The organism is Mesorhizobium sp. M0898, from assembly GCF_040319695.1.
Taxonomy (GTDB): Bacteria; Pseudomonadota; Alphaproteobacteria; order Rhizobiales; family Rhizobiaceae; genus Mesorhizobium.
Genome location: NZ_JAMYOE010000046.1, coordinates 1 through 23,912 on the forward strand (window position 1 = coordinate 1; position 23,912 = coordinate 23,912).

At 62.9% G+C, this 23,912-nt stretch carries 25 protein-coding genes and 2 pseudogenes; 7 read left to right on the forward strand and 20 right to left on the reverse strand.

Translation table 11 applies throughout. The features are described from left to right. Window positions 1-145: DUF3363 domain-containing protein (locus NKH90_RS29240; protein ID WP_352822576.1), on the forward strand; the 145-nt coding region annotated here is incomplete at its 5' end. A 268-nt stretch (window positions 146-413) separates the two neighbouring features. On the opposite strand, the gene NKH90_RS29245 is transcribed toward NKH90_RS29240, so the two are convergent. Next, window positions 414-662 carry a helix-turn-helix domain-containing protein gene (locus NKH90_RS29245; RefSeq protein WP_352685833.1) on the reverse strand — a complete coding sequence of 83 codons (249 nt, stop codon included), beginning with the start codon at window positions 660-662 and terminating at the stop codon, window positions 414-416. A gap of 147 nt (window positions 663-809) precedes the next feature. Between NKH90_RS29245 and NKH90_RS29250 the strand changes: the two genes are divergently transcribed. After that, window positions 810-1,547: a hypothetical protein gene (locus NKH90_RS29250; protein WP_352685820.1), complete on the forward strand. Its 738-nt coding sequence runs from the start codon at window positions 810-812 to the stop codon at window positions 1,545-1,547. Window positions 1,548-1,603: 56 nt separating this feature from the next. On the opposite strand, the gene NKH90_RS29255 is transcribed toward NKH90_RS29250, so the two are convergent. The 15 genes and pseudogenes from NKH90_RS29255 to NKH90_RS29320 all read right to left on the reverse strand — a co-directional run bounded on the left by NKH90_RS29255 (window position 1,604) and on the right by NKH90_RS29320 (window position 14,934). Beyond that, on the reverse strand, window positions 1,604-2,332 hold the full coding sequence (locus NKH90_RS29255; protein ID WP_352685819.1) for a hypothetical protein: 729 nt from the start codon (window positions 2,330-2,332) through the stop codon (window positions 1,604-1,606). A gap of 212 nt (window positions 2,333-2,544) precedes the next feature. After that, window positions 2,545-2,741: pseudogene (locus NKH90_RS34905) on the reverse strand (hypothetical protein); the annotation flags it as partial. A gap of 128 nt (window positions 2,742-2,869) precedes the next feature. Continuing rightward, window positions 2,870-3,213: pseudogene (locus NKH90_RS29260) on the reverse strand (ATP-binding cassette domain-containing protein); the annotation flags it as partial. Window positions 3,214-3,220: 7 nt separating this feature from the next. Further along, window positions 3,221-4,240, reverse strand: a complete 1,020-nt coding sequence (locus NKH90_RS29265; protein ID WP_352685817.1) for an ROK family protein — start codon at window positions 4,238-4,240, stop codon at window positions 3,221-3,223. After that, window positions 4,240-4,962, reverse strand: a complete 723-nt coding sequence (locus NKH90_RS29270; protein WP_352822532.1) for a ribulose-phosphate 3-epimerase — start codon at window positions 4,960-4,962, stop codon at window positions 4,240-4,242. The genes NKH90_RS29265 and NKH90_RS29270 overlap by 1 nt, the downstream gene beginning before the upstream one ends. After that, window positions 4,959-5,786, reverse strand: coding sequence for an alpha/beta fold hydrolase (locus NKH90_RS29275; protein WP_352685815.1), 828 nt, complete (start codon window positions 5,784-5,786; stop codon window positions 4,959-4,961). The genes NKH90_RS29270 and NKH90_RS29275 overlap by 4 nt, the downstream gene beginning before the upstream one ends. Further along, window positions 5,786-6,604, reverse strand: a complete 819-nt coding sequence (locus tag NKH90_RS29280; RefSeq protein WP_352685814.1) for a sugar phosphate isomerase/epimerase family protein — start codon at window positions 6,602-6,604, stop codon at window positions 5,786-5,788. Before NKH90_RS29280 ends, NKH90_RS29275 begins: the two co-directional genes overlap by 1 nt. Then, window positions 6,604-7,680: a Gfo/Idh/MocA family protein gene (locus tag NKH90_RS29285; RefSeq protein WP_352822536.1), complete on the reverse strand. Its 1,077-nt coding sequence runs from the start codon at window positions 7,678-7,680 to the stop codon at window positions 6,604-6,606. The genes NKH90_RS29280 and NKH90_RS29285 overlap by 1 nt, the downstream gene beginning before the upstream one ends. A gap of 4 nt (window positions 7,681-7,684) precedes the next feature. Beyond that, complete coding sequence (locus NKH90_RS29290) at window positions 7,685-8,506, reverse strand: sugar phosphate isomerase/epimerase family protein (protein ID WP_352819262.1); 822 nt, start codon at window positions 8,504-8,506, stop codon at window positions 7,685-7,687. Between the two features lie 188 nt (window positions 8,507-8,694). Next, window positions 8,695-9,537, reverse strand: a complete 843-nt coding sequence (locus NKH90_RS29295) for a carbohydrate ABC transporter permease (protein WP_352822540.1) — start codon at window positions 9,535-9,537, stop codon at window positions 8,695-8,697. Window positions 9,538-9,542: 5 nt separating this feature from the next. Beyond that, a complete protein-coding gene (locus NKH90_RS29300; RefSeq protein ID WP_352822543.1) occupies window positions 9,543-10,439 on the reverse strand; it encodes a carbohydrate ABC transporter permease in 897 nt (298 codons plus the stop codon). A gap of 139 nt (window positions 10,440-10,578) precedes the next feature. Next, window positions 10,579-11,826 carry an ABC transporter substrate-binding protein gene (locus NKH90_RS29305; RefSeq protein ID WP_352822546.1) on the reverse strand — a complete coding sequence of 416 codons (1,248 nt, stop codon included), beginning with the start codon at window positions 11,824-11,826 and terminating at the stop codon, window positions 10,579-10,581. A 120-nt stretch (window positions 11,827-11,946) separates the two neighbouring features. After that, complete coding sequence (locus NKH90_RS29310; protein WP_352822549.1) at window positions 11,947-13,089, reverse strand: ABC transporter ATP-binding protein; 1,143 nt, start codon at window positions 13,087-13,089, stop codon at window positions 11,947-11,949. A 90-nt stretch (window positions 13,090-13,179) separates the two neighbouring features. Continuing rightward, window positions 13,180-14,130, reverse strand: a complete 951-nt coding sequence (locus tag NKH90_RS29315; RefSeq protein ID WP_352822552.1) for a PfkB family carbohydrate kinase — start codon at window positions 14,128-14,130, stop codon at window positions 13,180-13,182. 3 nt (window positions 14,131-14,133) lie between these two features. Then, window positions 14,134-14,934, reverse strand: a complete 801-nt coding sequence (locus tag NKH90_RS29320; RefSeq protein WP_352685801.1) for a beta/alpha barrel domain-containing protein — start codon at window positions 14,932-14,934, stop codon at window positions 14,134-14,136. A gap of 162 nt (window positions 14,935-15,096) precedes the next feature. Between NKH90_RS29320 and NKH90_RS29325 the strand changes: the two genes are divergently transcribed. From NKH90_RS29325 to NKH90_RS29335, 3 genes are all read left to right on the forward strand, one after another. Continuing rightward, complete coding sequence (locus NKH90_RS29325) at window positions 15,097-15,858, forward strand: DeoR/GlpR family DNA-binding transcription regulator (RefSeq protein ID WP_352501408.1); 762 nt, start codon at window positions 15,097-15,099, stop codon at window positions 15,856-15,858. Between the two features lie 253 nt (window positions 15,859-16,111). Beyond that, the gene (locus NKH90_RS29330) at window positions 16,112-17,260 is read left to right on the forward strand and encodes a Gfo/Idh/MocA family protein (RefSeq protein WP_352822555.1); all 1,149 of its coding nucleotides are present in this window, start codon (window positions 16,112-16,114) and stop codon (window positions 17,258-17,260) included. An 18-nt stretch (window positions 17,261-17,278) separates the two neighbouring features. After that, entirely contained in the window at window positions 17,279-18,265 is a 987-nt protein-coding gene (locus NKH90_RS29335; protein WP_352616379.1) for an alpha/beta hydrolase, read from the forward strand. Here NKH90_RS29335 and NKH90_RS29340 read toward each other — a convergent pair. Further along, window positions 18,253-19,275, reverse strand: coding sequence for a LacI family DNA-binding transcriptional regulator (locus NKH90_RS29340; RefSeq protein WP_352822578.1), 1,023 nt, complete (start codon window positions 19,273-19,275; stop codon window positions 18,253-18,255). The genes NKH90_RS29335 and NKH90_RS29340 overlap by 13 nt on opposite strands. A gap of 264 nt (window positions 19,276-19,539) precedes the next feature. On the opposite strand from NKH90_RS29340, the gene NKH90_RS29345 reads away from it, so the two are divergent. Then, window positions 19,540-20,490, forward strand: coding sequence for a sugar kinase (locus NKH90_RS29345; RefSeq protein WP_352822558.1), 951 nt, complete (start codon window positions 19,540-19,542; stop codon window positions 20,488-20,490). Window positions 20,491-20,498: 8 nt separating this feature from the next. Further along, window positions 20,499-21,788: a D-tagatose-bisphosphate aldolase, class II, non-catalytic subunit gene (locus NKH90_RS29350; protein WP_352822561.1), complete on the forward strand. Its 1,290-nt coding sequence runs from the start codon at window positions 20,499-20,501 to the stop codon at window positions 21,786-21,788. Between the two features lie 488 nt (window positions 21,789-22,276). On the opposite strand, the gene NKH90_RS29355 is transcribed toward NKH90_RS29350, so the two are convergent. The 3 genes from NKH90_RS29355 to NKH90_RS29365 all read right to left on the reverse strand — a co-directional run bounded on the left by NKH90_RS29355 (window position 22,277) and on the right by NKH90_RS29365 (window position 23,912). Beyond that, a complete protein-coding gene (locus tag NKH90_RS29355; RefSeq protein WP_352474481.1) occupies window positions 22,277-22,507 on the reverse strand; it encodes a thiamine pyrophosphate-dependent enzyme in 231 nt (76 codons plus the stop codon). A gap of 224 nt (window positions 22,508-22,731) precedes the next feature. Beyond that, the gene (locus NKH90_RS29360; RefSeq protein WP_352685796.1) at window positions 22,732-23,325 is read right to left on the reverse strand and encodes a HupE/UreJ family protein; all 594 of its coding nucleotides are present in this window, start codon (window positions 23,323-23,325) and stop codon (window positions 22,732-22,734) included. A 47-nt stretch (window positions 23,326-23,372) separates the two neighbouring features. Continuing rightward, window positions 23,373-23,912 carry a hypothetical protein gene (locus NKH90_RS29365; protein ID WP_352474461.1) on the reverse strand — a complete coding sequence of 180 codons (540 nt, stop codon included), beginning with the start codon at window positions 23,910-23,912 and terminating at the stop codon, window positions 23,373-23,375.

Genomic DNA, 23,912 nt, shown 5'->3' on the forward strand with positions numbered 1-23,912 from the left:
GGACGATGGGCTCGGGTTTAGGCTCGTGCCCTGGCAGCCGATGCTCGAAGGCCGCATCGGCCAGCACATCACCGGCCTCGTGCAAGACAGCGGCGGCATCGACTGGAGCTTCGGCCGAAAGCGCGGCCTGGGGATCGGGATGTGAGGGCCGGTCCATCCGAAACTCACTTCAGGTCCGCTGCCGTTCTATACGATGAATTCTGTTCCTGCATCTGTCAGGCACTCACGGCGCCCTCCAGAGCGGAGCCGTCTTCGGCCTCCCGACGAGGTATGTTGACTCAGAATCGAAGCGTGGCGCGCTAGGTCTGCCCGAGATCACCCCACGCGCGTCCGCTCCACAGGCCGGACACCTATGTGCGACTTCCGTTATCGCTGCACGCCTCAGGCGAAAGGTAGCCGGTTAATCCAAAGGGTCACAGTTTGCCCTTTGTGCCGTCTGATCCACGCGCCAGGCGAACACCAGCACCGCCTCCGTTCTCCGGGATGAATTCGATCCCGGCCGCTTCGAAGACTGCACGAATTTCGGCGAGGGTTGAATTCTTTAACTGCTCGCCTCTTTCTAACCGGGCGATGGTATCAGGAGATACGTTAGCGTTTATAGCTAGTTCTCGAGTTCCCCAGCCCAATGCGACGCGTGCCATCTTGCATTGAACTGCATTCATTTCGTAACCGTGATACGATTCTTGTTGATCCATCGTGACATTTTCATTATCGTACCGCTGATACGATTTCGCTTGAAAGCGGCTGCTGTTGGTGTGCAACCACCCTCAGCAGCCTGACCACAACCAAGCTGTTCAGGAGCTCGGATCATGGCTGATTCCGACAATAGCATGACTCTGCCTTTGGTCACTCGCCGACAAGTGCTTACGGGAGGAATGATCACGTCCACCGCATTGATGCTTGAGAAGAATGCGCTTCCCGGGGATGTAGCAGCAACCAGCATACCCCCCGACCCAGCGCTGGCGCTTTGGCGGGAATGGGAGATGACCCGCGGGTCGGCCGAGCGGCATTGCCGCCGGCAGCAGCGCCTGGAGACGAGGCTTGTTGAGAGCGTCGGCTTTCCATGTGTGACCGTCCGCCTGCCGGAGGGAGAGGACGTGACCATCCACTCGATCGGGGCGGTCAATGATGTACTCGGCAAAGGGCCCGACATGGCGGCTCTCCGCGAGAAGGCCGAAGCTGATTTGGCGGCACATCAGGCCCGCTGGGACGCGGCTGCCGAGGAGGGCGGCTACACCGCAGCGCTCAGGGACGAGCGCGAGGCTGGCGACCGGGCGGAGGATCTGCTTGAAGCGTTCTCAACCACCCCCGCCAAGACGCTCGCCGGTGTGGCGGGCAAGCTCGATGCCGTATTGCGCGAGGGCGAAGCCTGGGAGGGATCCTCCGAATTCCCTTGGCCGCAAATCCGTTCGGCGCTCAGCGATCTGATACGGATCGCCCAGCAGACGGCGGACGACAAACCGCCCGCACCTGGCGGGCTGGCACCCGTCTCCGCGAGAAACGGCTTAAGAGCCGGTTGGCCTCGTAACGGCGGCTTGCTTGACTGAGATACGCGGCTGATCTCTTCCGGTCGAGTGGCTGCGCGGAAATAAGCCACCCATTTTCATGACTTACGTCGTGGCAGGCCATTTTGTTTTGGGACGCAATTCTCGGGGAGCGGCTGTCTTTTGCAGAATTGGGGATCGGTGAAATCCAACTCTTCGACTGAGCCGGTGATCAAGCCCCAACTGCGCTGCCGATCGATCGGGACTTCATAAAAGTCGTCGCCGCCATGCTTGAAAGCCTCATCCTCCAGCGCGACGGCTACGCCCATTTCCCGGAGATATTGCTTCTTCTCCAGGTGAGCATTGGCTAGAACCTTGGCAACCCTCTTGGCGGATTTTATTTGAGTGAAGGTCCTGTCGCCATTTGAGTACAGGACGGCTTGTCCCTTGTGGACCGCGATAAAGTTGCGGTCGCTGTTGAGCCTTTTGACGCCACCAGCAAGGAACAAGGGGCAGGCAGACAGGCAGTTGGCTTCTTCGAATCGACCTTGGCCGTCAATCTCTGGCATCGTGCGACAGACCGAGGCTTTGTCTTTGCAAACTACGGGTGAAGTCCCAATAGCGATTGTCAGCTTGTTCTTTCTGGCGATCCTGCCGAGTTCCTGGGCGGACTGACGGTCACCACCATTCGATGCCAAGACGATGGGAAGGTGAACTGCGCCGAGGCGCTTCAGCAGCTTGCGCAAAGCCGATGGGGACGAGGTTTCAATTGAACCTGCAGCGTAGATCCACGCAGGGCAGGTTGGTTCACATGCGGGGTCCGAGTTCCGGATCACCTGGAAGGTCATGACAGTATCCGGGGCCCATGCCAGTGCCGGCATCGTCGGCAGTGCTGCAAAAAAGGCCACGGTCAAGAGCACAGCACGGCAGAGAGATCGACAGAAAAGCAAAGCCGCCCCCCGGAAGCATTGTTAGAGAGCAATGAGGTGACGCTGCACGATGGTTTTGTCAACTCGGCCGATTCATCCGTCGCTCGCGCGCCGTCTTCCGAGCCAAAGGAAGCTGTGATTGCGGCGGTATATATGCCGGCGCTGACATTCGTGTCGCCCGCCTCGACCCGTTGCAGGGTCGAGCGCGAGGTAAAGGCGCGCTCGCCACCAGCGCCATTGGGAGCCGCCGCCGGGCATCGTGGATATTCGCTCCCAGCCTGCGCAGGGCGCGTCTGACCGCGGCCGGAGGATTGTTGGGAGTGGGCATTTGACACCTTTGCACTACAGATTACGCCTTGAGACTCTTGAGATGGACATTCTCGCAAACGGCTACCGATCCGCGCGTTGTCGATCCTCCGCAGAGCGCAGGCTGCCGCCAGGGGCCACCACTCCGGATACGTCGGCCGCCTCCTTCACCTTGCGCTCCCGCTCCTGCGGCGGCACCCCAGTGATCTTCAGTGCGAAGCCCCCTATTCTCGGCCACACTCAAATGCGGATAGGCCGCATAGGACTGGAACACCATGGCCAGCCCACGCGCGGACGGGTCGATGTCGTTGGCGCGCACCGTCGATCATGAGGTCGCCTGCGCTGATCCTTTCCAGCCCGGCGATCATGCGCGGCAGCGTGGACTTCCCTCAACCGAACGGGTCGACGAAGACGATGAATTCGCGGTCCTCGACGTCGAGCTCGATACCCTTGATGATCTCGGCGGCTCCATAGGATTTGCGCGCGCCGCGCAGCTTGAGCTCAGCCTTGGCTTGCCTCCCTGGCGCCGGTTGTCGTCTCCTCGTTCTGCACCATCGCCAGCGCCGTGCCGGGCTCGCCATCCCATAGGATCAGGCTCGCCGCGCCGACCAGGCCCGCCCGGTCGCCAAGTTCGGCCGGAACGATCGGCACGTCGCGATAGGCTTCCATGGCGCGGTGCTCGACGGTCGCCCTGATGGTCGGTGCCAGGAGGTCGAAGCCGTTGGAAAGGCCGCCGCCCATGACGATCAGGTCGGGCGAGTAGAGATGCAGGAGGTTGGTGAAGCCGATGCCCAGCCACCGCGCCTCGGCCTCGACCAGTGGGCGAGCCGCCACATCACCCGCCCGCGCGGCCTCGACGACGTGTCGCGCCGAGACGTCGCCATTGTTGGACAGCCGCCGGAGCAGCGAGCCGTCGCCCGGCGCGGTCAGCCGTGTCGCCCGGCGTCCGAGCGCCGTACCGGAGGCGACCGCCTCGAAGCAGCCGACGGCGCCGCAGAAGCAGCGGTCGCCTTCGCCGGTGATGGTCATGTGGCCGATCTCGGCCGCCAACCCGCGCCTGCCGTGATAGATGTGGCCGTCGGCGATGACGCCGCCGCCAATGCCGGTCGACACGGTCACGAATACCAGCGATCCGGTGCCGCGGCCGGCGCCGAAGCGCCATTCGCCGAGGGCCGCCGCATTGGCGTCGTTCTCCAGCCGCACCGGCAGGCCGAACTGCCGGCTGAGGATGTCGATCAGCGGCACATTGTGCCAGCCGGCCAGTGTCGGCGGCCCGATGACGATGCCCGCCTTGGGGTCGAGCGGGCCGGGCGCACACATGCCGATACCGGTGACTTTCGCTTGTGGGTGCTCCTTGAGCAACATGGCCGCCAGCGTGATGATTTGGCCGATCACCGCCTCCGATCCTGCGACGGCAAGCGTCGGCGCCGAGACGCGGGCGACGACGTCGCCACCGCGCTCGACCAGCGCGCCGCGCAGCTCCGTGCCGCCAAGATCGAAGGCAAGCGCAAGCGTGCTCATCAGGCGGCTGCTTTCAGCCCGTGCAGCCAGGCGATGCGTTGCGCAAGGTCAGGGTCACCGAAGGCGAGCGAGCCCAGCACCACGGTGTCGGCGCCGGCGGCGCGCAGCAGCGGCACCGTCTCATGGCGGATGCCGCCATCGGCGGCGAGCACGATATCGGCCTCGCGGCCGGCTTTCCTGATCAGCGCGCGCGCCTCGATGAGACGCGGGCAGGCCTGCTCGGACAGGCTCTGGCCCTTGACGCCGATCAAAGTGCCGAGAAGCGTGACGAACGCGACCTCGGGCAAGAAAGGCACGATTGCCGCGACCGGCGTCTCCAGCCTGAGCACGACGCCGGCCTCGGCGCCGAGCTCATGCGCCAGCTTGACGGCGCGCAAGCCCGCCTCGCCATTCTCGGCATGGATGGTGATGAGGTCGGCGCCGGCCTCGATGAACTGCCGCGTCTGCGCCTCGATGATTTCGGCCTCGACCATCAGATGCACATGGATCGGCTTCGCCGTCAGCTTGGCGATGCGCGCCACCAGATCCGGGAAGAACAGCAAGCCGGGGGTGAAGCGGGCGTCGGCGACGTCGACGTGATGCAGATCGGCATGGGCCTCGATGCGCTTCAGGTCGCGCTCCATATTGGCGAGATCGGCCGACCACAGCGAGAATTCGCCGAGCAGCCGGTTGCGCGGCAGAGCGGCTATCGCGGCGGGGCCTGAGAGAGATTTGCTGGTCATGACGGAATGAGGCTCCGGACGTTCGAGTGGGCGTGAAGGAAGGCCGAGATCTCGGCGTGTAATTCGGTGAAATGCCTGGCGCTGTCGAGCGCCTTGGGGGTGATCTCGGCGAAGATCGCATTGGGGATGACTGCGGCGAGCGTATAGGCGGCCGACAGCGGGTGGACCGCGTCGCTGGCGTTGCCAATGGCCAGCGTCGGGATGCGCAGGGCGGCGGCGTCGCGCTCGGAAATCCCGGGCCCGTCGGCGGCGATGTTGGCGAGCACCTGCGCAAAGGCGTGGGCGTCCGGCCGGTCGAAATAGCCGAACAGCGAGGACAGGTTGTCGGGCGCCTCGCGGTAAAGCCGCGTCGCCGTCTCGGATTGCGCGAAGATACTCCGCGCGCTCTCGGCGCCACGGTCGAGGATGAGTTCGGCGACCTCGGTTATAGGCTGCATGTTCACCGGTGCTGCCGTGAACGTCCACGCCGGCCGCACCAGCACCATCGCGGCGACGCGGTCGGGATGGCGGCAGGCGAGGCGGAGCGCGATCGCGGCACCCATCGAGACGCCGCCGGCAACGAAGCGGTCGAGGCCGGCCTGGTCGGCGGCCGCGAGCACATCGTCGGCGAACATCTCGAACGAAAATGGCCGTCGCTCGCCAAGGCCGGAGCCGCCATGGCCGCGGCATTCGAGCGTGATGCGACGAAAGCCTGTGGGGAAGGTCTGCGCAACCTGCGCCTCGCCGCCACCCAGCCCGTGCTGAACGACGACCGCCAGCCCGTCGCCCGTATCGGAAACCCGAAGCGCGGCGCCATCGCGGAGCAGGATCGTCGGGCGCGCCATCACAGCAGCCCCTTGAGGAAACGGGCGACGCCGGGCGCTTCCCCGGCCGAAAGCCCATGCGTCACCAACGGCCCGTCGAAACCTGTCGCCTTCAGCCGGGCGATGAAGTCGGCGAAGTCGACGACGCCTTGCCCGGCGGTGGCAAACCGGCCGTCGGCGAAACGGTCCTTGGCATGGGCCATGGCGACATGGCTTGCCGTGCGCTCGACTGCAGCCGCAACCATGGCGCGCGCCTGCGCGGCATCCGCCTGTTCGAACAGGTTTGCCGGATCGAGCACGATGCGCAGCCGCTTCGAACCCATCTCGGCGATGAGCCGCATCGCGTCAGGAGCGGAGGTGACGATATTGGTCTGTTCGGGCTCGATCCCAAGATTGACACCGTGACGCTCGGCGAGTTCGAGCGCCTTTTCCATCTCGACCGCCATGTCGGTCCATGCCGAGGGATCGGCATTGTCAGGATGGTGCGCCCATTGGTCGTCACGATTGCGCGTTCCGGTGCAGAGCGTGACGAGCGGCGTGGAAAGCCTTGCGGCGGCTTCGATCACCATCGCCAGCCGACGCAAGCCATCGTCGCGTACCTGCTTGTCCGGATGCGCCATGTTGTAGGTGCCGGACAGCGCCACGAGACCGACGCCGGAGCTGTCGACTGCGGCATTGATTGCCCAGATCGCCGCTGCGGGAACATCATCCGGCATCGATGGCAGGCCGGCGCATGCGAGATTGAATTGGGTGACCGCAAAACCCGCGTCACGGACCGACGCCAGCACGCCGGCCGGCTCGCTGCCCGGGAAGGTCTTGGCGAACACCCCGATCTGCATCAGACCGCTCCCGTCACGCCAGCAATCTCGACGCGTTCGCCGCTCTCGACCGAGCGCGCGATCGCCACCATGGCGCGGATTGAGGCGAGCCCGTCGTCGACATTGGCGCCGCGCATCGGCTTGCCGTCGAGCACCGTCTCAGCGAGGCCTTCGAGCTGGCGGCGGAAGAAATGGCCGTCTGCGCCAAGCGGCTTGCGCGACGTCGCATCCTTCTCATGGAAGATGTCGACCTCGCTTGCGCGGAAATACCAGGGATTGAAGGTCTTCGCGATCACCGAGCCGTTTTCGCCATAGAGCTGGAAACCTTCATGCCAGTCCATGCGCACGGCAACCGTGAGGTCGAGATGGCCGAGCGCGCCATTGGCGAACTCGGTCTCGACGAACCAGCAATAGGCGCCGAATTTCTCGTTGAGGCGGGCTCGTACAGCGGTGATCTCGCCGCACAGGAAGCGCGCCGTGTCGACGAGATGCGAGCCATGCGCCAGCATGAAGTATTGCCTGAGATCGGCCTTCGGATTGCCGGCCGGCTTCCTCGCCAGCTTGCTGGTAATGGGCAGAGGTTGGATCGCGTCGGTGTTGGTGTAGCGATGGGTGGAATCGCAATACCAGGCCTTCAGCGCCAGGATCTCGCCCATCTCGTCGCGCACGAAATCGCGCGCCACTTCGAGAGCCGGGTCGAAGCGCTTCATGTGGCCGACCTGCAGCACCTTGCCGGAGCGCTTGACCGCGTCGGCAAGCTTCTGGCCTTCCTCGACCGAGACGCCGATCGGCTTTTCGCAGAGAACGTGCTTGCCCGCCTCGAGCGCCTTGATCGACATCGGCACGTGATAGGCGTCCGAGGTGGCGACGATCACCGCCTCCAGCGCAGGGTCGGCGAGCATCGCGTCATAGTCGCCATACATCTTCTGCGGCTCGTAGGTCGCGCCCATACGTGCGAGCAGATCGGGTGCTGCGTCGCAGATCGCGTAGAGATCGGCATTGCTCGCCTTCACGCAGGATTCCAGATGCGCGAATTGAGCGATCGGCCCGCAGCCGAGCACACCGACACGAAGACGACGGTCTTTCTTGCGGATCATCGTCTCAGGCTCCGTAGCCGCGCATGGTCTGGCGGTTGGTCTTGACCGCGCCGGCCGGATCGGCGGCGGCGGTCTCGGACTCTTCCTCCAGCACCAGCCAGCCATTGAAGTTGGGTGCCGCACTGGCGATCTCGATCACCTTCGCGGTGTCGCAGACGCCCTTGCCGAGCATCGCCCAGGTGCCGCTCGCGTCGACATCCTTCAGGTGCACGTAGCAGATGCGATCGCGATAGGTGGTGAGCGTGTCGGCCATATCCTTGTGGCCGCGCAGGATGTGACCGGTGTCCGGCACCCAGCCGACCAGCGAGGCATCGAGCAGCCCGAAGATGCGGTCGCAATCGAGGCGGTCGTAGAGCAGCGTGCTGTGATGCGAGCTCGGGTGCACCGCGACCTGGACGCCGGCCCTGCGGCCGAGTTCACCAGCCTTGTTGTAGACCTCGGCCGCAATGGCGAACTTGTCGTCGCGCGGACCGTCCGACACGACGGTGGCCGAGCCCATGGACACCATCGCGCCCGGAAAGGCGGCGGCGAAATCGATCCAGCGCTTGGCGGTCTCGAGGTCGGCGCCGATCTTCTCCTTGAGTGTGAAGCCGCTGTCCGAACCGAACGCGAAGGAGACCAGCGTCAGGCCGGATGTCTTCAGCGCCGCAGCGAACTCCGCCGGCTTGCCGGCATAGCGGCCGATCATCGTATCGGTGATCTCGATGCCGGCATAGCCGCCATCGGCGATCGCTTTGAGCAGGTCGTCGGGGCCGCCGGCAAAACGGTCTCCGAGCATTTCCCAGGTGAAGGTCTGGCAGCCGACTTTGAGGTCTTTCACGTTCATCCTTTCATTCCTTGATTCCACCTGCATAGGCCCTTCGATGATGTGGCGCTGGAAGAACGGCTCCAGCACGATCAGCGGCGCTATGACGACGCTTGAGGCCGCGGCGATATCGCCTGCCAGCAGAGAAGGTCCAATCCATCGATTTCGATGCGCGGCCTACTCCATCAGTTCTCTGTGGGAGGGACATCCTACTTGACCGAGCCGGCGGTCATACCGGCGAGGAAGAACCTCTGGGCAACGAGGTAGATGAGCAAGAGCGGTAGCGAGCCGAGCACGCTCATCGCCATCATCTGGTTCCATTCGAAGGCGTGCTGCCCCATCAACAGCTGGATGCCGATCGGGACGGTGCGCATGGACGTTGACTTCGTCAGCGTCAGCGCAAACAGAAATTCGTTCCAGCACAACAGGAAGGTGTAGACCGACGTCGCCACGATACCAGGCAGTGAAATCGGGACGATCACCCGCCAGAGCGCCGTCCAGCTGCTGCCGCCGTCGACAGCCACCGCTTCATCGAGATCGCGGGGCAAGGTGTTCAGATATCCCGTCATCAGCAGGATCGCGTAGGGCAGCGTAAACACCAGATAAGTCAGGATCAGTGCGATGTAGGTGTCGAAGATGCCATACGAGACGACAAGCCCGAAGAAGGGGATCAAAAGCGTGATCGGCGGGATCGTCTGCGTGCTGATGATGAGCGTGTTGAGGCTGCCCTTGCCGCGGAAATTGAAACGGCTGAATCCATAGGCCGCCAGCAAGGCGATCAGCACCGTCAGCACTGTCACCGCTCCGGCCACGAAGTAGCTGTTGAAGAAGAAGCGCAGCTTTACCGGGTCGCCAAGGATGGCCGCATATGCTTCCAGCGTGAAGGCCTTCGGCAGGACGGTTGGTGGCAGGGCAAAGATTTCGGTATTCGACTTGAACGAGCTGCTCAGCATCCAGTAGATCGGGAAGGCCGCGAAAAAGAGCCCTGCAGCAAGCGCAACGTGGAGCGCGACGGTGATCAGCCTGTCTTTCGGCGAGTGCCTTTTCCTCATGGTGACTACCGAGCCTTTTGATAGCGGATGTAGAACAGCGTCAGGCCGAGGGAGATCAGCAGGATGACCACGGCGCTCGCCGAAGCCTGCGACAGGTTGTAGCTCGAAAACGCCAGCTTGTACGTGTAGGTGCTGAGGACCTCGGTCGAATAGATCGGACCGCCGCCCGTCGTTATCCAGATCAATGGAAAGACCTGCATGGTCCAGATGAAGTCGAGCAGCGAGATGCTGATGATGATCGGCATCAGCTGCGGGATCGTGATGAAGATCAGCTTCTGGTAGGCCTTCGCCCCGTCGATATCGGCGGCCTCGTAGAAATCGTTGGGAATGCCCTGCAAGCCTGCGAGCAGGCTGACCATGAAAAGCGGGTAGCCCGCCCAGATATTGGCGAAGGTGACGGCGTGCAGCGCGGTCTCGGGCGAGGAAAACCACTCGACCTTGGAACCGATGATGCCCATCTGCATGAGAACGCTGTTCACGACACCGTTCGGCTCGAGCAGGAGGCGCCAGATCACGGCGATAATCACCGCGGTGAACAGCCAGGGCAGAATGTAGAGCACGCGCAGGATATTGCGCAGCGTCGCATTGACGCGGTCGCTGTTCAGCATGAGCGCGAAGATCATGCCGATGGTCATGTGGAAAACCACACTCATGCATGTGAAGTAGAGCGTGTGCCACAGCGAAGCCCAGAACACGGGGTCGTCGAAGATCGCCTGGTAGTGTTTCAGTCCGGCAAAGGACGGGTCACGACGCAGCACCGCGCTGTTCTGGAACGAGTAGGCAATCACCGTCACCATCGGCAGCAGCATCAGAAGCCCGATTATGAGCAGCGAGGGCGACAGATAGAGGTAGGGTGCGACCGCTCGTTTCAGCTTGTGGTGGGAGCGCTTTTGCCGGGTCATGTGCCAACCTTGGGATACGCCTTCAGCGAGAAGGTAAGCTTCGGAAACAGGTCCATCTCAAATTGCCGATCCGTTGTTGCCGGGTGGCCTGCCCGAAGTCAGGTCACCCGGTCGAACATAGCAAACGGGAACAGGCCGATCAGAATTTCGCCATCCAGCCCTTCTGAGCGGTGGCTGCAGCTTGTTCCGGAGACTGCTCGCCGGCGAGCATCTTCTGGGCTTGAACGTCGAACTGGGTCATCAGGTCTTCAGCCACCGGCAGGCCCGTGAACTCATTGGCGAGATACCCGGTCTTGAAGATTTCGAAAGCCTTGCCGAAAGCTTTGTCCGAGGTCACGAAATCGGGTTTGGCGTTGACGTTGCCCGGGAAGGCGTTTGCAAGCGAGACGAGCTTGGCGTTCACCTTTTCACTCATCAGATATTGGACGAGTTTCCAGGCTTCCTCCTGATGTTTCGAGGCAGCAGAGATGCCGATGCCCCAGGAGGCATAGGGAAGGCCGCGCCTGCCGGTATAGTTTTCTACGACCGGCACCGGGATGAGGTCGAAGTTCAGCTTGGGGTTGCGTTTGCGGATGAGGTTCACATGCGCGAGCGAGTCGATCATCATCCCGACGCGGTCGTTGACGAATTCCTCGACCTTTTCCTGCTCGGTCTTGGTGGCGATGCCGGGCGAGATGGTGCCGGCGTCATTGAGTGATTTGACGAAGGTGAGCATATCCACCACGGGCTTGCCCTCGAGAGCGGGCTTGCCGTTCGCCATCATCGACTGACCCGAAGCCCAAACCCAAGACATCATGTCGTTCTGGACGCCGGATGGCGTTTGCAGCGACAGGGGCAACACCCAGCCATACTGGTTCTTGTCGGCGTGCGTCATCTTCTTGGCGGCTTCGAGAAACTCCACACGGGTCGACGGCAGCTTGGTCACGCCTGCCTGGGCGGCGAGGTCCAAATTCACGAAGACCGGATAGACGAAGGAAGCCACGGGAAACATCACCGCCTTGCCGTCCACCTTGATGATGTCCGCGACCTGGCTCTTGTCGAAACCACTCGCATCCATCATCGGATTCATGTCGGCGAGTGCGTTCTGCGCATTCAGATTGTTCACCCAGGCGCCGTCGAGACCGACGACGTCGCTGAGCGTTCCGGTTGCGGCACCCACCGAGATCTGGTCTCGCGTGGTCGCGTAGGGGCCGCTGACCAATGTCACCTTGATTCCGGGGTTTGCGGCCTCGAAGTCATCCATGATTGCCCTGAGCGAGCCAGCCGGCAATTCAGGCTCCCACCATTGGGTGAATTCCAGCGTCGTGTCCGCCATGGCGCTGGTTGCGCCAAGCAACCATGCGGCCGCGGCTATTTTCAGCATCGCGGGTTGCATCCGAAACATCATTTTCTCCTCCTTCTACAAGATCGACCGCACAATGCGGACGATCGTCTGGTTTATTCAGAAGCCTTCTTGCGAGTATCTTTCGCAGGCGCCTCCCTCTCGCCTGCGGTCTGCTGCAGATCTTCAGATCGCTAGATGCGTCTCGGGATCGAAGAAATGGAACTTGGCATCATCCACGGCCAACCGGATTTCCGAGTCGGAGTGGATGGCGCTGGCCGGTTCGAATCTCGCCACCGCGTTCGATGCCAGGCCAAAATCCTCCGCTGCGTCCGGATCGCCGGAGTCCACCCGGACGGCGTCGATGTTCAGGTGGACGATATGTTCAGAGCCGAGCTCTTCGATCGAAGTCACCTTTGCGGGTATCGTCTGATAATTGCGGCCGGATTCGAGGCTGCTGTCATAAAGATCCTCGGGCCGTATGCCGAACACGATCTTGCGCCCCTCATAGGACCTCAGAGCGGGCCTGCCGACGAAAGCTGCATCCTGCAGTCGGATGGCGAAGTGGCGAAAACCGAGCTCGCCGCCCTTTAGGGTCGCTTCGAAAAGGTTCATCGACGGAGAACCGATGAAGCCGGCGAAGGCATTCACCGGCGACTCATACAGTCTCTTGGGTGTGTCGACCTGTTGCAGCACGCCGCCCTTCAACACCGCGACCCTGTCGCCCATCGTCATCGCTTCGATTTGGTCGTGTGTCACGTATATGGTCGTTACGCCGAGCTGCTTTTGCAGGCTGGTGATTTCGGCGCGCATTTGAACACGCAGTTTCGCATCGAGGTTGGAAAGGGGTTCGTCCATGAGAAAGGCGGCCGGCTCGCGTACCATGGCGCGGCCCATGGCAACCCGTTGGCGCTGTCCGCCTGACAGGTTCGCGGGTTTGCTGTCCAGCAAAGACGTCAGCTGAAGGGTTTTGGCGATCTCGTCCACGCGCTTCTTGCGCTCGGCCTTCGGCTTGCCTGCCAGCCGCATCGAAAAGGCGATGTTTTCGAACACCGTCATATGCGGGTAGAGCGCGTAGCTCTGGAAGACCATTGCGATGTCGCGGTCCTTGGGCGGCATGTCGACGACGTCGACTCCGCCGATCCGAAGGCTGCCGCTTGTGATGTCCTCCAATCCCGCGATCATTCGCAACGCGGTGGATTTGCCGCAGCCGGACGGCCCGACGAGAATCAGGAACTCGCCGTCCTCGACCGATAGGTTCAATTGGTCGATTGCGCGAAAATTGTTCCCGTAAGTTTTGCAGATATTCTCAAGAATGACTTCTGCCATCTTCCTCCCTCCACAAGTATAAGCCAATGATTCTTATAATTTTGCTCGGCTTGTGTTCACCTGCGAAATGTTTCCTCGGATAGTTTCAGGCTATGTTCCAGTATCGACATATGCATTTTTCAGTTCGACTGCTGACGGCGCGTTCGTCGATGCCAGGAGTTCCGTGACCTGGTCGTCGGTCGGAAGCGCCTCGCGCCCGCCACGCCCCGTTATCGAAAGGGCCGCCGCCGCGGCCGCGAATGCCACCCGCCCTGCGGTGTCGGCTCCGAGCATCATCGCCTGGGCGTAGGCGCCATGAAAGCAGTCACCCGCGCCGGTCGAGTCGACAACCACAACCCGGTGCGGGGGCAGATGCCAGAGACCTGTCTCTTCACGCCCGCGATAGTACACGCCCCTGCCGCCATCGGTCAGAACCACGGCGGACCGCGACGGCGACCACAATGCATCGAGCATCTCGGCGGGCGATCGGCGCCCTGTGGCAGTCCCCGCAAAGCCGAGGGGAAGAATGAGATGGTCGCAGAGCGCGATCAGCCGCTCCGTGGCTGGGCCGCAGCTCCATTCGATATCGCCGAGGATCGCAAGGCCGAGATCGCGAGCGCGAGCCACGACATCCAGCGACCGGATCGCGTAGCTATCGACGATCAGGACAGTCGCGCGGCTGAGGACCTCGTCCGGGAAGTCCGACGCGGTGCCCAGCATCGCGTCGTCGTCATACGCGATGAACCGTTCCCCGTCCGAGCCGACGGTAATGCGCGAGCGCACCGGGCGCGCGTCCGGGTGGCGCGGCGCGAATTCGGTTTCAACTCCGCTCGCAACGAGATCGCACAGCACGGCGTCGTCAGCGGCGCTGCCCAGCCATCCGACGAACCCGGCGCTTCCGCCGAGCCGCGCGACGGCGGCTAGCGCCGTCGCGACATTTCCCCCGAAAGACCGGGCACTATGCAGAACCTTCCCCTTGCCCGCCGACAACGGCTGATCGACATAGACGATGTCGTCGATCGCAATAGCGCCGAAGCCGAGGATTGAAGGGACGGTGGGCATCGTTCAGGCACCCGCCTTTGCCAGGGCGTCTTGCGCCGAAAGGCCGTCATGGATGACGCCCCGAAAGGCAAGCGCAGCCTTCTCCGGATCGCCATGCCCCCAGAGATTGCGGCCTACCACGGCACCGCGTGCGCCGGCACGGATGGCGTCCGCCGTCTGCTTAAGCGCGCCGAGCAGCGTATCGGTTTTCGGACCACCCGCGATCACAACCGGCACCGGGCAGGTCCGGACGGTCTCTCGGAACGACTCGAAATCGCCCGTGTAGCCGATCTTGATGACGTCGACGCCGGACTCGTAGCCGATGCGCGCCGCATAGGCGATCTCGTCGGGGGTGAAGACGATTTTTGCTCCGTCGGTGAAATCGCGTGGGTAGATGTGCGCCACCACAGGCATGCCGTAGCGCGCCGCCGCATTTACCGAATCGGTGAGCCAGCGTATGTATTTGCCCTCGGTCGCGCCGCGCACCGGAATGGCCACGGCCAACGCATCGGCCCCGGCGCGCACCGCATCCTCGGGCGTTGCGATCAACTCGCTGATGCGATCGTCCGGAGTGAAGCAGCCCGCCTGAATCACCAGGGAAGCCTTGCCCGCATATTGCGGCCACAGATGGCGCGCGGTGCCAGGCTGGATGCTGACGTAGTCGGGTTTGCCCGCCATGACGCGGGCAAGCGCACCCGGCAGGTCGGCAAGGCCGCCTTTGCGCACGTCGCCATAGCCGACGAAGTGGTCGACCGCGCCGCCAAAAAGGTTTCCCGATGGATGCGAGAAGAGGCGCGCAAGACGCACCTTGGTTCCTAGGCTCATGAGTTCAAAATTCCCCAATCGTTTGATTTCAAAATCCTGGACCCAGTGTTTCCGAAAGAAATAAGAAAAACAATCTTTCGAAAGCTTTCGAATTTGCGTATTTTTGCTAAGGTGAGCCGAGGCCAGAGCGGTTGCTTGGCGCAGGGAGGCAAGGGCAGGGCAATGTTGTCGGAGCAGAGACGCCAATCGATCCTGGGTGAGGTGCAACGCAGCGGACAGGTTCGCACGAAGGACCTGTCAGACGGGTTTGGCGTGTCGGAAGTCACGGTGCGCTCCGACCTCGAGATACTGGACCGAAAGGGACTACTGACCAAGACCCGTGGAGGGGCGGTGACCCGTACCACCGATTCGACTACGGCCGCGTTCGCCCGGCGGATGCAAGCGAACCTCGACGCAAAGAAGCGCATCGCCCGGGCGGCGGTAGACCTCTTCGAGGACAACCAATCGGTCATCTTCGACGGCGGCTCGACATTGATGCAGCTTGCCATGCAGTTACCGCCGCTCAGCAATGTCGTGGTCGCGGCCACGGCCATGAATATCGTGCAGCACCTTATGCATCGTCCCGGGCTCGACGTTCATATGATCGGCGGCCGGGTCTATCCCGACACGGTGAGCACACTGATCACCGATGCCGATACGGCTCTCGGCGGCTTGGTAGCGCATCAGGTCTTTGTTGGAGCGCATGCGATAGACTCGTCACTGGATGTGGTCGACGTGAACGAAGACATGGCGCGAACGAAGCGAAACCTCGTTCGCATGGCCCGGCGCGTTGTCCTCCTCGCCGATTCGAGCAAATGGGGCGTCAGCGGGACCTCCAAGGCATTTTCGCTGTCGGCCGTCGATGTGGTGATCACCGACGATGGCCTGCCCGGTCCAATACGCAGCCAGCTTGATAGGATCAGGGCCAAGGTGATCTATGCCTGAACCCGTCTCGGTTCCTACCGCGACGGAAAGATCCAGTGCGCGCATGACCCACGGGATTCGCATCGGCCGTTGGCCGTTTTTCATGTCAGTCATGTTCTCCTCCTCAAGGCTGGCGGCCTCCAATGCTGCGCCAGCGTTCTCACATGCTCTATAAAAATTTTACGCGCGTCAAGATTTAAAATGTTATATAGCGGCTTTCGACTATGAACCTTGCCGTAGCCAGGCCATGACCGCGTTAGAGGTACGATCTGAAATGCACAGAAAATCAAAGACAAAGCTCGGCGTCGGCGTCATCGGATGCGGCAACATCTCGATGACCTATTTGCGCAATGCGGCTCTCTTCGGCGGGGTAGAGCTCAGCGCCTGCGCCGACATTTCGGCCGATATGGCTGCGCTGCGCGCCAGGGAGTATGGCATCCGCGCACTCGGCGTCGACGCGCTGCTGGCCGACCCCGACATCGATCTTGTTCTCAATTTGACGATACCGGCAGCGCATTTCGCCATTTCGCTTTCGGCGCTTTCGGCGGGAAAGCACGTCTTTACCGAAAAGCCTTTGGCGACATCGGCCGCCGACGGCCGCCGGCTGGTCGAAGAGGCGAGGGCGCGCGGGTTGCAGCTCGGCTCGGCTCCCGACACCTTCCTCGGCGCTGCCGGACGGCGGGCGCGCCGGCTGATGGATGAGGGTGCGATCGGCCGCGCTGTGACCGGCACCGCCTTCATGATGGGGCGCGGCATGGAGCACTGGCATCCCAATCCGCAATTCTACTATCAGCCAGGCGGCGGCCCGGTCTTCGACATGGGCCCTTACTACCTGACGATGCTGGTCAACCTGCTCGGCCCGGTCGAGCGCGTCATGGCGATGGCGACGCGCGGCCAGGAGGAACGGCTGATATCAGCCGAAGGTCCTTACAAGAACACCAGCTTCAAGGTCGGCACGCCGACCACCATCCTGTCCCTGCTGGAGTTCCGCTCTGGCGCCACCATCACCTTCGGCGCGTCCTGGGACGTGTTCAAGCACTCCAACCATCCGATCGAACTGCACGGCACCGAAGGCTCGCTGCGATTGCCCGATCCCGACACATTCGGCGGCACAGTTTCGCTCTCGGCGCGCGGCGACGACTGGGCCGATTTCGCCAGCGAGGCCGAACTCTACGGTGCGCGCAACTGGCCCTATGTCGCACCCGACCGCGCCAACTACCGCATGCTGGGCGTCGCCGATCTTGCGCGGGCGCTGGCCGATGGGCGCAAGCCCCGCGCCTCCGGCGATCTGGCGCTGCATGTTCTGGAGATCATGGAGGCGATCCTGGCTTCGGGCGAAAGCCGCGGCTCAATTCCCGTCAATGGGACCGTCGACCAGCCGCCGCTGCTCGGCGAGGACGAGGCGGCAGGTCTGATTGCCTGACCGGGAGGGAGATCCATGATGACATCGCCTTCAGCGCCGTCCCTGTCCCCACTCGACCCGGAAGCCCGGCATGTGCTCGAGCTCGGCCGGCAGGCCGACGCCTTGCCATTCGAGACCGGTACACCGCAACAGGCACGCCGTGCCTACGAAGAAGGCCTTCCGGACCAGCAGGGTGAGCGCGAGCCGGTGGCTTCGGTCACTGAGCGCGCCATCCTTGGACCCGGCGGTTCGCTGACGCTCAGGATCTATCGCGGGCAGGACGCGCCTGATGCAACTGCCCCGGCGCTGCTTTACCTGCATGGCGGCGGCTGGGTGATCGGCAATCTCGATTCCCATGACGAGATCTGCCGCTGGTTCGCCAATATGGCGGCTTGCGTCGTCGTTTCGCCCGCCTACCGGCTGGCGCCAGAGCACAAATTCCCGGCCGCGGTCGAGGATTGCCGCGCCGTGCTCTCCTTCATACAAGAGGCACCTGGCGATCTCGGCATCGACGCTCGGCGCATTGCCGTTGCCGGCGACAGCGCCGGCGGCAATCTCGCCACGGTGCTTAGTCTTCTCGCGCGGGGCGATCCTATTCCGTTGACCGCGCAGCTGCTGTTCTATCCCAACACTGATGCCGCGCAGACGGCGGACAGCTATCGCCGCTTCGCCGAAGGTTTTGGCCTGACCGCCTCGACCATGGCCTGGTTTCGCGATCACTATGTCCGCTATGCCGCCGACATCGACGACTGGCGCGCCTCGCCACTCAGGGCGGAAAGCCTCGCCGGCGCGGCGCCAGCCTTCGTCGCCATCGCCGGTCACGACATCCTCGCTGATGAAGGCGAGGCCTACGCCGGGCGTCTGCAAGATGACGGTGTGCCGGTCGTGCTGCGGCGTTGGCCAGGCCAGATCCATGGTTTTGTTTCCATGGGCCGCCATGGCACGGCAGCGCGACAGGCTGTTGGCGCTGCGGTCGCCGCATGGCGCGGCTTCGATTCGGCTTTTGAGAAAGATCAGGCCGACTGACGCATCACCAGCGTCGCATCGAGACTGACTTTGGGTGCGACCGCCGTGTAGTCCTCCTCAAGCACCGCCAGCAGCATCTCGACGCTGCGCCCGGCCATCGAGGCGAAGTCCTGCGCCATGGTGGTGAGACCGGGGCAGGTGTAGCGGCTGAGTGGATGATCGTCATGGGCGGCTACCCGCAGGTCGCAATCGCCCTTGCGGCCGATCTTGAGTCCGCGCGCATAGGCGGCGGCCATCACGCCAAAGGCCAAGCGGTCGTTGTTGCACAGGATGGTCTTTCCCGCCAGGCCGCCATTGTCGAGCATCGTTTCCGTCTGCTCGTAGCCGATCCGTTCGAAATCCCAAGTGTAGTCCTCGGTGTTGCCGATGACGACCGGCTCATGCCCGAGCCGCTTCATCGAGGCGACATAGCTCTCCAGCCGTTCCGGCGAGTTGTGGTTGACATGCGGGATGTCGAAATAGACCGGGGCGCCGCCGGACCGGCAAAGATAATCGACGATGGTCGAGACGCTCTGTGCGTTGTTGTTGCCGACGAACGGCGTCCCGCCTTCGAGATAGGTGTCGAAATAGACGACCGGGATCGCCTGCGTCAGCTTTTCCAGCGTGCGGTGGTCCGAGCGCACGCCGAGCGGTGCGATCAGCGCGCCGGAGACTTTCAGCGACAGGATCGTTCGCGTTGCCTCCACTTCGAGTTCGCGCGAGCCGTGCGAGGAGATCACGATCGGCCAGTAGCCCTCGTCGCGCAGCCTGAGTTCTATGCGGCTGACCATCTCCGAATAGAAGGGATCGGCCACCGTCGGCACCATGATGCCGATGCTGCGGGTACGCTTGCGGTTGAGGTTGCGCGCGAACAAATTGGGCTGGTAGTCGGACGAGCGTAGCGCTTCCTCGATGCGGTTTCGCGTCGCCGGCTTGACGCTGGTCGGATCGTCGAAATATTTCGACAAGGTCGGCCTGGAGACGCCACAGGAGCGGGCGAAATCCTCCATCGTCTTGTGCTTCATCGCCAGCGATTCCCCGCCTTCCGGAAACCTCGTTCCTTGTGCTGTCCGGCACCTACTTACGGTGCGCCGGCGTGCAACCGCAAGGCAAAATTTTACAGAAAACTGTAGCTGTTTTAACGCGTATAATAAAATTATTCCACGCGTAAATTTATTAATTGGCGCAAAAAGTGCAAGCCGTATTGACTCTGGATGTCGGTTGCCGCCAGGCACAATTGTGCGCGACTGAAGTCCGCAGTCGGACTGGAGCGAAACGCCGGGAGGAATTCCGCGATGAAGAAGCTGGTCTCAGCCGGCGAGATCCTCGTCGAGATCATGGCCGAGCGTATCGGCCAGAGCTTTCTCGAACCGGGCCCGCTGCTGGGGCCTTATCCGTCCGGCGCGCCCGCCATCTTCATCGGCCAGGCCGCAGCGCTCGGCCAACCCGCCGGCCTAATCGGCGCGGTCGGCGAGGACGATTTCGGCCAGTTGAACATCGAGCGGCTGCGGAGCCTGGGAGCCGACGTGTCGGCGATCGCGGTTCACAAGGACCACGCGACGGGCACCGCCTTCGTCACCTACCGGGCGAATGGCACCCGGCACTTTGTCTTCAACATCCGCAACAGCGCCGCCGGCCTGGTCGGGATCGATGCCGCTGCTACAAGCATGCTGGCCGGCGCCGACCATGTCCATATCATGGGCTCGTCACTGTTCTCCGACCGCGCCACCGATGTCGCGTTGTCGGCGATCCAAACGGTGAAGGCCAAGGGCGGGACGGTGTCCTTCGACCCCAACATTCGCCGCGAGATCATGCAGGCCTCCGGCATGCGCGAAGCGCTCGACCAAGTGCTCAAGCAAACCGATGTCTTCCTGCCGAGCGGCAACGAACTGTTCCTGTTTTCGTCGGCCGGCGACGAAAAGGGCGCGGTCGACGATCTCCTGCAGCGCGGCGTTTCCTGCGTCGTCCTCAAGAAGGGCGCCGACGGCGCCGCCTTCCACGACCGTCACGGCACGGTGGCCTTGCCGGGCTTTGCCATCAACGAGGTCGATCCGACCGGCGCCGGTGACTGTTTCGGCGCTGCCTTCGTCTCATTCTGGCTTCGTGGTGCGGCACCCGCCCAGGCGCTCATGATCGCCAATGCGTGTGGCGCGCTAGCCGTTACTCGCAAGGGGCCGATGGAAGGTATCTTTCCGCTGGCCGAGGTTGAGGCTTTCGCAACCACCGCCGGGAAGGGCCAGCCGTGAGGGGCGCGATGCAGAGATTTGCCAGCATCGCGGTGAAGCGCGCCGCGGGTGAGAAGGGCGGCATCGCCTCGATCTGTTCGGCGCATCCGCTGGTGATCGAGGCCGCGCTCCGCCACGGCGCGTCGCGCGGTTCCGATGTGCTGATCGAGGCGACCTGCAACCAGGTCAATCACGAAGGCGGCTACACCGGCATGACGCCCGCCGGCTTCCGCAGCTTCGTCGAGGGCCATGCGCAAAGGGCCGGCTTTCCGCTCGATCGCCTGATCCTTGGCGGCGACCATCTCGGTCCCAATCCGTGGAAGCATCTTCCTTCCGCCGAGGCGATGACGAAGGCGAAGGCGATGATCGACGCCTATGCCGGCGCCGGCTTCACCAAGCTGCATCTCGACACCAGCATGGCTTGCGCCGACGATCCAGCCGCGCTTGCCCACGAGACCATCGCTGCACGCGCCGCCGCGCTTGCGGCCGTCGCCGAGGCGGCGGTCGAACGCATTGGCGGCGAGAGACCGGTCTACATCATCGGCACCGAAGTTCCGGTGCCGGGCGGCGCGCTCGAAGCGCTCGATCATATGCATGTCACCGAACCCGATGACGCCCTGCGCACCGTCGAGATCCACCGACAGGCATTTTCGCGCGCCGGCCTCGATGCTGCCTTTGCGCGTGCGGTCGGCGTCGTCGTCCAGCCGGGCGTCGAATTCGGTAATGCCGAGATCATCGCCTACGCGCCGCGGAAGGCGACGCAGCTGGTCGCCGTGCTCGGGCGCATGCCGCAATTCGTCTTCGAGGCGCATTCGACCGACTACCAGCCAAACGAGGCGCTTGGGGCTCTGGTGCGCGACGGCTTCGCCATCCTCAAGGTTGGACCCTGGCTCACCTTCGCGCTGCGCGAGGCGTTGTACGGGCTGAGCCACATCGCCGACGTGCTTGCGCCAGACCCGTCCCGTGAAAGCCTACCGGCGGCGATGGAGCGCGTCATGCTGGCCTCGCCGGACAATTGGCAGAAATACTATCCGGGTACGCCGGACGAGCAGCGCGTGCAGCGGCACTTCTCCTTCAGCGACCGCATCCGTTACTACTGGCCGACGCCCGACGCACAGCACGCGACACAGACGCTGCTGGATTTTCTGGGCGACAGGGACATTCCCCGCCCTTTGATCAGCCAGTATCTGGGGCAACTCGATGCCGAGGTTGCGGCAGGTCGGATCGAGCCCGTCGCGCATGACCTGCTGATTGGCAGCATCACCCGTGTCCTCGATTCCTATGGGCGTGCGACGTTACAGCAGCGCGGATCGTCCTAGATTCGCCGTTGCAGGGTCGAGCCGCGCCCGGAGGACGCGCGTGATCTAAGATGTGCGCTCAGCCGACACACGCGGAGCCTATGCCGGACCTTCGAAGTTGGGCTGCTGTTGGACTAATATAAGCAGGGCACAGCCAATTCGACGGTGAGAGCATCGCGGAACCATACGGAACGATACGGGAATACTTCTGATTTTGGCCCACGAAAAACCCAATCAAATCGACGTTCCTAGCACATCCTCCGGGCCCACCATTATCGTTATCTTTCAATGATTTAGAGGCATTGTTGCACTTGGCTAGCCAAGTCAAGGCAGGCGAACCGCCGTCCATAGCGTTTGATTTTATTGACTTATGGTGGGCCTCTGGAGGCCGCAGATGTGTTGCCAACCGCCGGTGGAGTGTCAGGATCGTTTATCAAGTGCTTGAACGACGCCGGCACGGTGTTCGGAATAGAAAGCCGCGCATAGTCCCCTACGCAATCGACCTCGAATTACTGTCTGGATGCTACATCGGCCATCGCCGCACCCCAGGCGATCTCGTAGCCCATGCGTGAGAAGCCGAATTCGCGATCGAATGTGTTCGGCGCTTTGACACGCCAGTTCTTCATGACCTCGCCCGGGAGGCCGCCAGCAGCGGTGACGACCAAGTCACGCTCGCCGGCGCGGAGTTCACGACGGCGATCATTTGGCGTAGCTGGGAACAGGCCGGCTACGTCAGGCAAGACCGTCCGGCTGCAGCTAGGAAGTTAATCGCAACCCACGGCGGACGGCTCCGTACGCGCGCGCGGCGTACGGCAAGCTGCTAGCCTCAATCTCCGGATGAGATCAGAGTCGCTCAGACCGGGTCTTCAGGATCTGGTACAGCACGTTTCGGATGCGCTGCCCAACGGTTAGCCGGTTGATCACGCCTTCGCCTCCTGTTCATCGCAGATGAATGGGCTGCGGTTCAGATGATCTGTGCCGCCAGCGCCACGCCGACCAACGACGTGCCGACCCCTGCCGTGCGGATGGCTCGCGGCCAGCGCCGAAGTGTTAGGGCGGCTAACGCGCCGGTCGCGTGAAGAGCCGAAGTAGCGACCACGAAGCCGACCGCATAAGCGATGCCGCTGGCCGTCTCGGGAATTTCGAGGCCATGGGCATTGCCGTGGAAGAGGGCGAAGAGAGCAGTCAGCGAGGCGGCCACAGCGAGCGGAAGCGGCTTGGCAAGCGCCATCATGGCGCCGAAGACCACCAGCGATAGCGTTATGCCGGTTTCCAGTGAGGGCAGGCCGATGCCGGCGATACCGAGCAGGGCGCCAGCGAGCATCGCCGAGACAAAGCACGACGGCACGATGATGATCCCCTTGCCGCCGGCGCGAGCGGCAATGATGCCTACAGCCATCATGGCAAGCAGGTGGTCCATACCGGTCAGCGGGTGCTGAATGCCGTCTACAAACCCGTGGGCATGAAAACCGCCGCTATGGGCGAAGGCCAATGAGGGGATGAGGGTTGTGGCGGCTGCCAGGGCGAGTCTACCGAAGAAGGAAAGCGTTCTGTTCATGGTTCTGGACCTGTTTGATAGGGGTGCGATCGGTTCAAGGCCGGTGCTCATTGTCCGGCCCCTGGCATGGTGAATTGTGCGGCGCCGGACCTGTCGGCCAGAAGTCGGGCCTCGCCGAAGTCAAGGGGCGTTTGTGCCTTGCCGTTATGGTAGACGAAGGCCAGGCGGCGCCGGCGCGACGTCAGTTTCGCGGGCAGCGGGTGATAGGTGACGCCGGCGCCGCCAATCAGCGGCATGACGGCGCCGACATCGACCATGTCCTGCGTCTCGACGCGCAGAAGATGCAGCCGCACGCCGTCGGCGGTCTCGCCGACGAACGGAATCCCGGCGAGGCGCAGGAAACTGGACGGGTCGGGCGCCCGCGAAAACCCTTCGAGAAACGCGATCTCGACGAGATCGAGATCGGTCGCCCGCGCGTCGGCGGGTTCGGGCGCATGGTCGTGCGGTAGATGCGGTGTCTGCCATTGCAACGGCTTGCCGGCCGGCCCGTTGTGGCCGACGGGGTGGGGATGGTGATGATGACCGTTCGGCCCGTGATGGTGACCGTCGCCATGATCATGGCTGTGGTGGTGATGATCATCGTGCAT

Coding starts and splice junctions, on each gene's coding strand:
- NKH90_RS29245 (WP_352685833.1), bottom strand. CDS start 662: ATGAATGCAGTTCAATGCAAGATGGCACGCGTCGCATTGGGCTGGGGA.
- NKH90_RS29250 (WP_352685820.1), top strand. CDS start 810: ATGGCTGATTCCGACAATAGCATGACTCTGCCTTTGGTCACTCGCCGA.
- NKH90_RS29255 (WP_352685819.1), bottom strand. CDS start 2,332: ATGACCTTCCAGGTGATCCGGAACTCGGACCCCGCATGTGAACCAACC.
- NKH90_RS29265 (WP_352685817.1), bottom strand. CDS start 4,240: ATGAGCACGCTTGCGCTTGCCTTCGATCTTGGCGGCACGGAGCTGCGC.
- NKH90_RS29270 (WP_352822532.1), bottom strand. CDS start 4,962: ATGACCAGCAAATCTCTCTCAGGCCCCGCCGCGATAGCCGCTCTGCCG.
- NKH90_RS29275 (WP_352685815.1), bottom strand. CDS start 5,786: ATGGCGCGCCCGACGATCCTGCTCCGCGATGGCGCCGCGCTTCGGGTT.
- NKH90_RS29280 (WP_352685814.1), bottom strand. CDS start 6,604: ATGCAGATCGGGGTGTTCGCCAAGACCTTCCCGGGCAGCGAGCCGGCC.
- NKH90_RS29285 (WP_352822536.1), bottom strand. CDS start 7,680: ATGATCCGCAAGAAAGACCGTCGTCTTCGTGTCGGTGTGCTCGGCTGC.
- NKH90_RS29290 (WP_352819262.1), bottom strand. CDS start 8,506: ATGAACGTGAAAGACCTCAAAGTCGGCTGCCAGACCTTCACCTGGGAA.
- NKH90_RS29295 (WP_352822540.1), bottom strand. CDS start 9,537: ATGAGGAAAAGGCACTCGCCGAAAGACAGGCTGATCACCGTCGCGCTC.
- NKH90_RS29300 (WP_352822543.1), bottom strand. CDS start 10,439: ATGACCCGGCAAAAGCGCTCCCACCACAAGCTGAAACGAGCGGTCGCA.
- NKH90_RS29305 (WP_352822546.1), bottom strand. CDS start 11,826: ATGATGTTTCGGATGCAACCCGCGATGCTGAAAATAGCCGCGGCCGCA.
- NKH90_RS29310 (WP_352822549.1), bottom strand. CDS start 13,089: ATGGCAGAAGTCATTCTTGAGAATATCTGCAAAACTTACGGGAACAAT.
- NKH90_RS29315 (WP_352822552.1), bottom strand. CDS start 14,130: ATGCCCACCGTCCCTTCAATCCTCGGCTTCGGCGCTATTGCGATCGAC.
- NKH90_RS29320 (WP_352685801.1), bottom strand. CDS start 14,934: ATGAGCCTAGGAACCAAGGTGCGTCTTGCGCGCCTCTTCTCGCATCCA.
- NKH90_RS29325 (WP_352501408.1), top strand. CDS start 15,097: ATGTTGTCGGAGCAGAGACGCCAATCGATCCTGGGTGAGGTGCAACGC.
- NKH90_RS29330 (WP_352822555.1), top strand. CDS start 16,112: ATGCACAGAAAATCAAAGACAAAGCTCGGCGTCGGCGTCATCGGATGC.
- NKH90_RS29335 (WP_352616379.1), top strand. CDS start 17,279: ATGACATCGCCTTCAGCGCCGTCCCTGTCCCCACTCGACCCGGAAGCC.
- NKH90_RS29345 (WP_352822558.1), top strand. CDS start 19,540: ATGAAGAAGCTGGTCTCAGCCGGCGAGATCCTCGTCGAGATCATGGCC.
- NKH90_RS29350 (WP_352822561.1), top strand. CDS start 20,499: ATGCAGAGATTTGCCAGCATCGCGGTGAAGCGCGCCGCGGGTGAGAAG.
- NKH90_RS29360 (WP_352685796.1), bottom strand. CDS start 23,325: ATGAACAGAACGCTTTCCTTCTTCGGTAGACTCGCCCTGGCAGCCGCC.
- NKH90_RS29365 (WP_352474461.1), bottom strand. CDS start 23,912: ATGCACGATGATCATCACCACCACAGCCATGATCATGGCGACGGTCAC.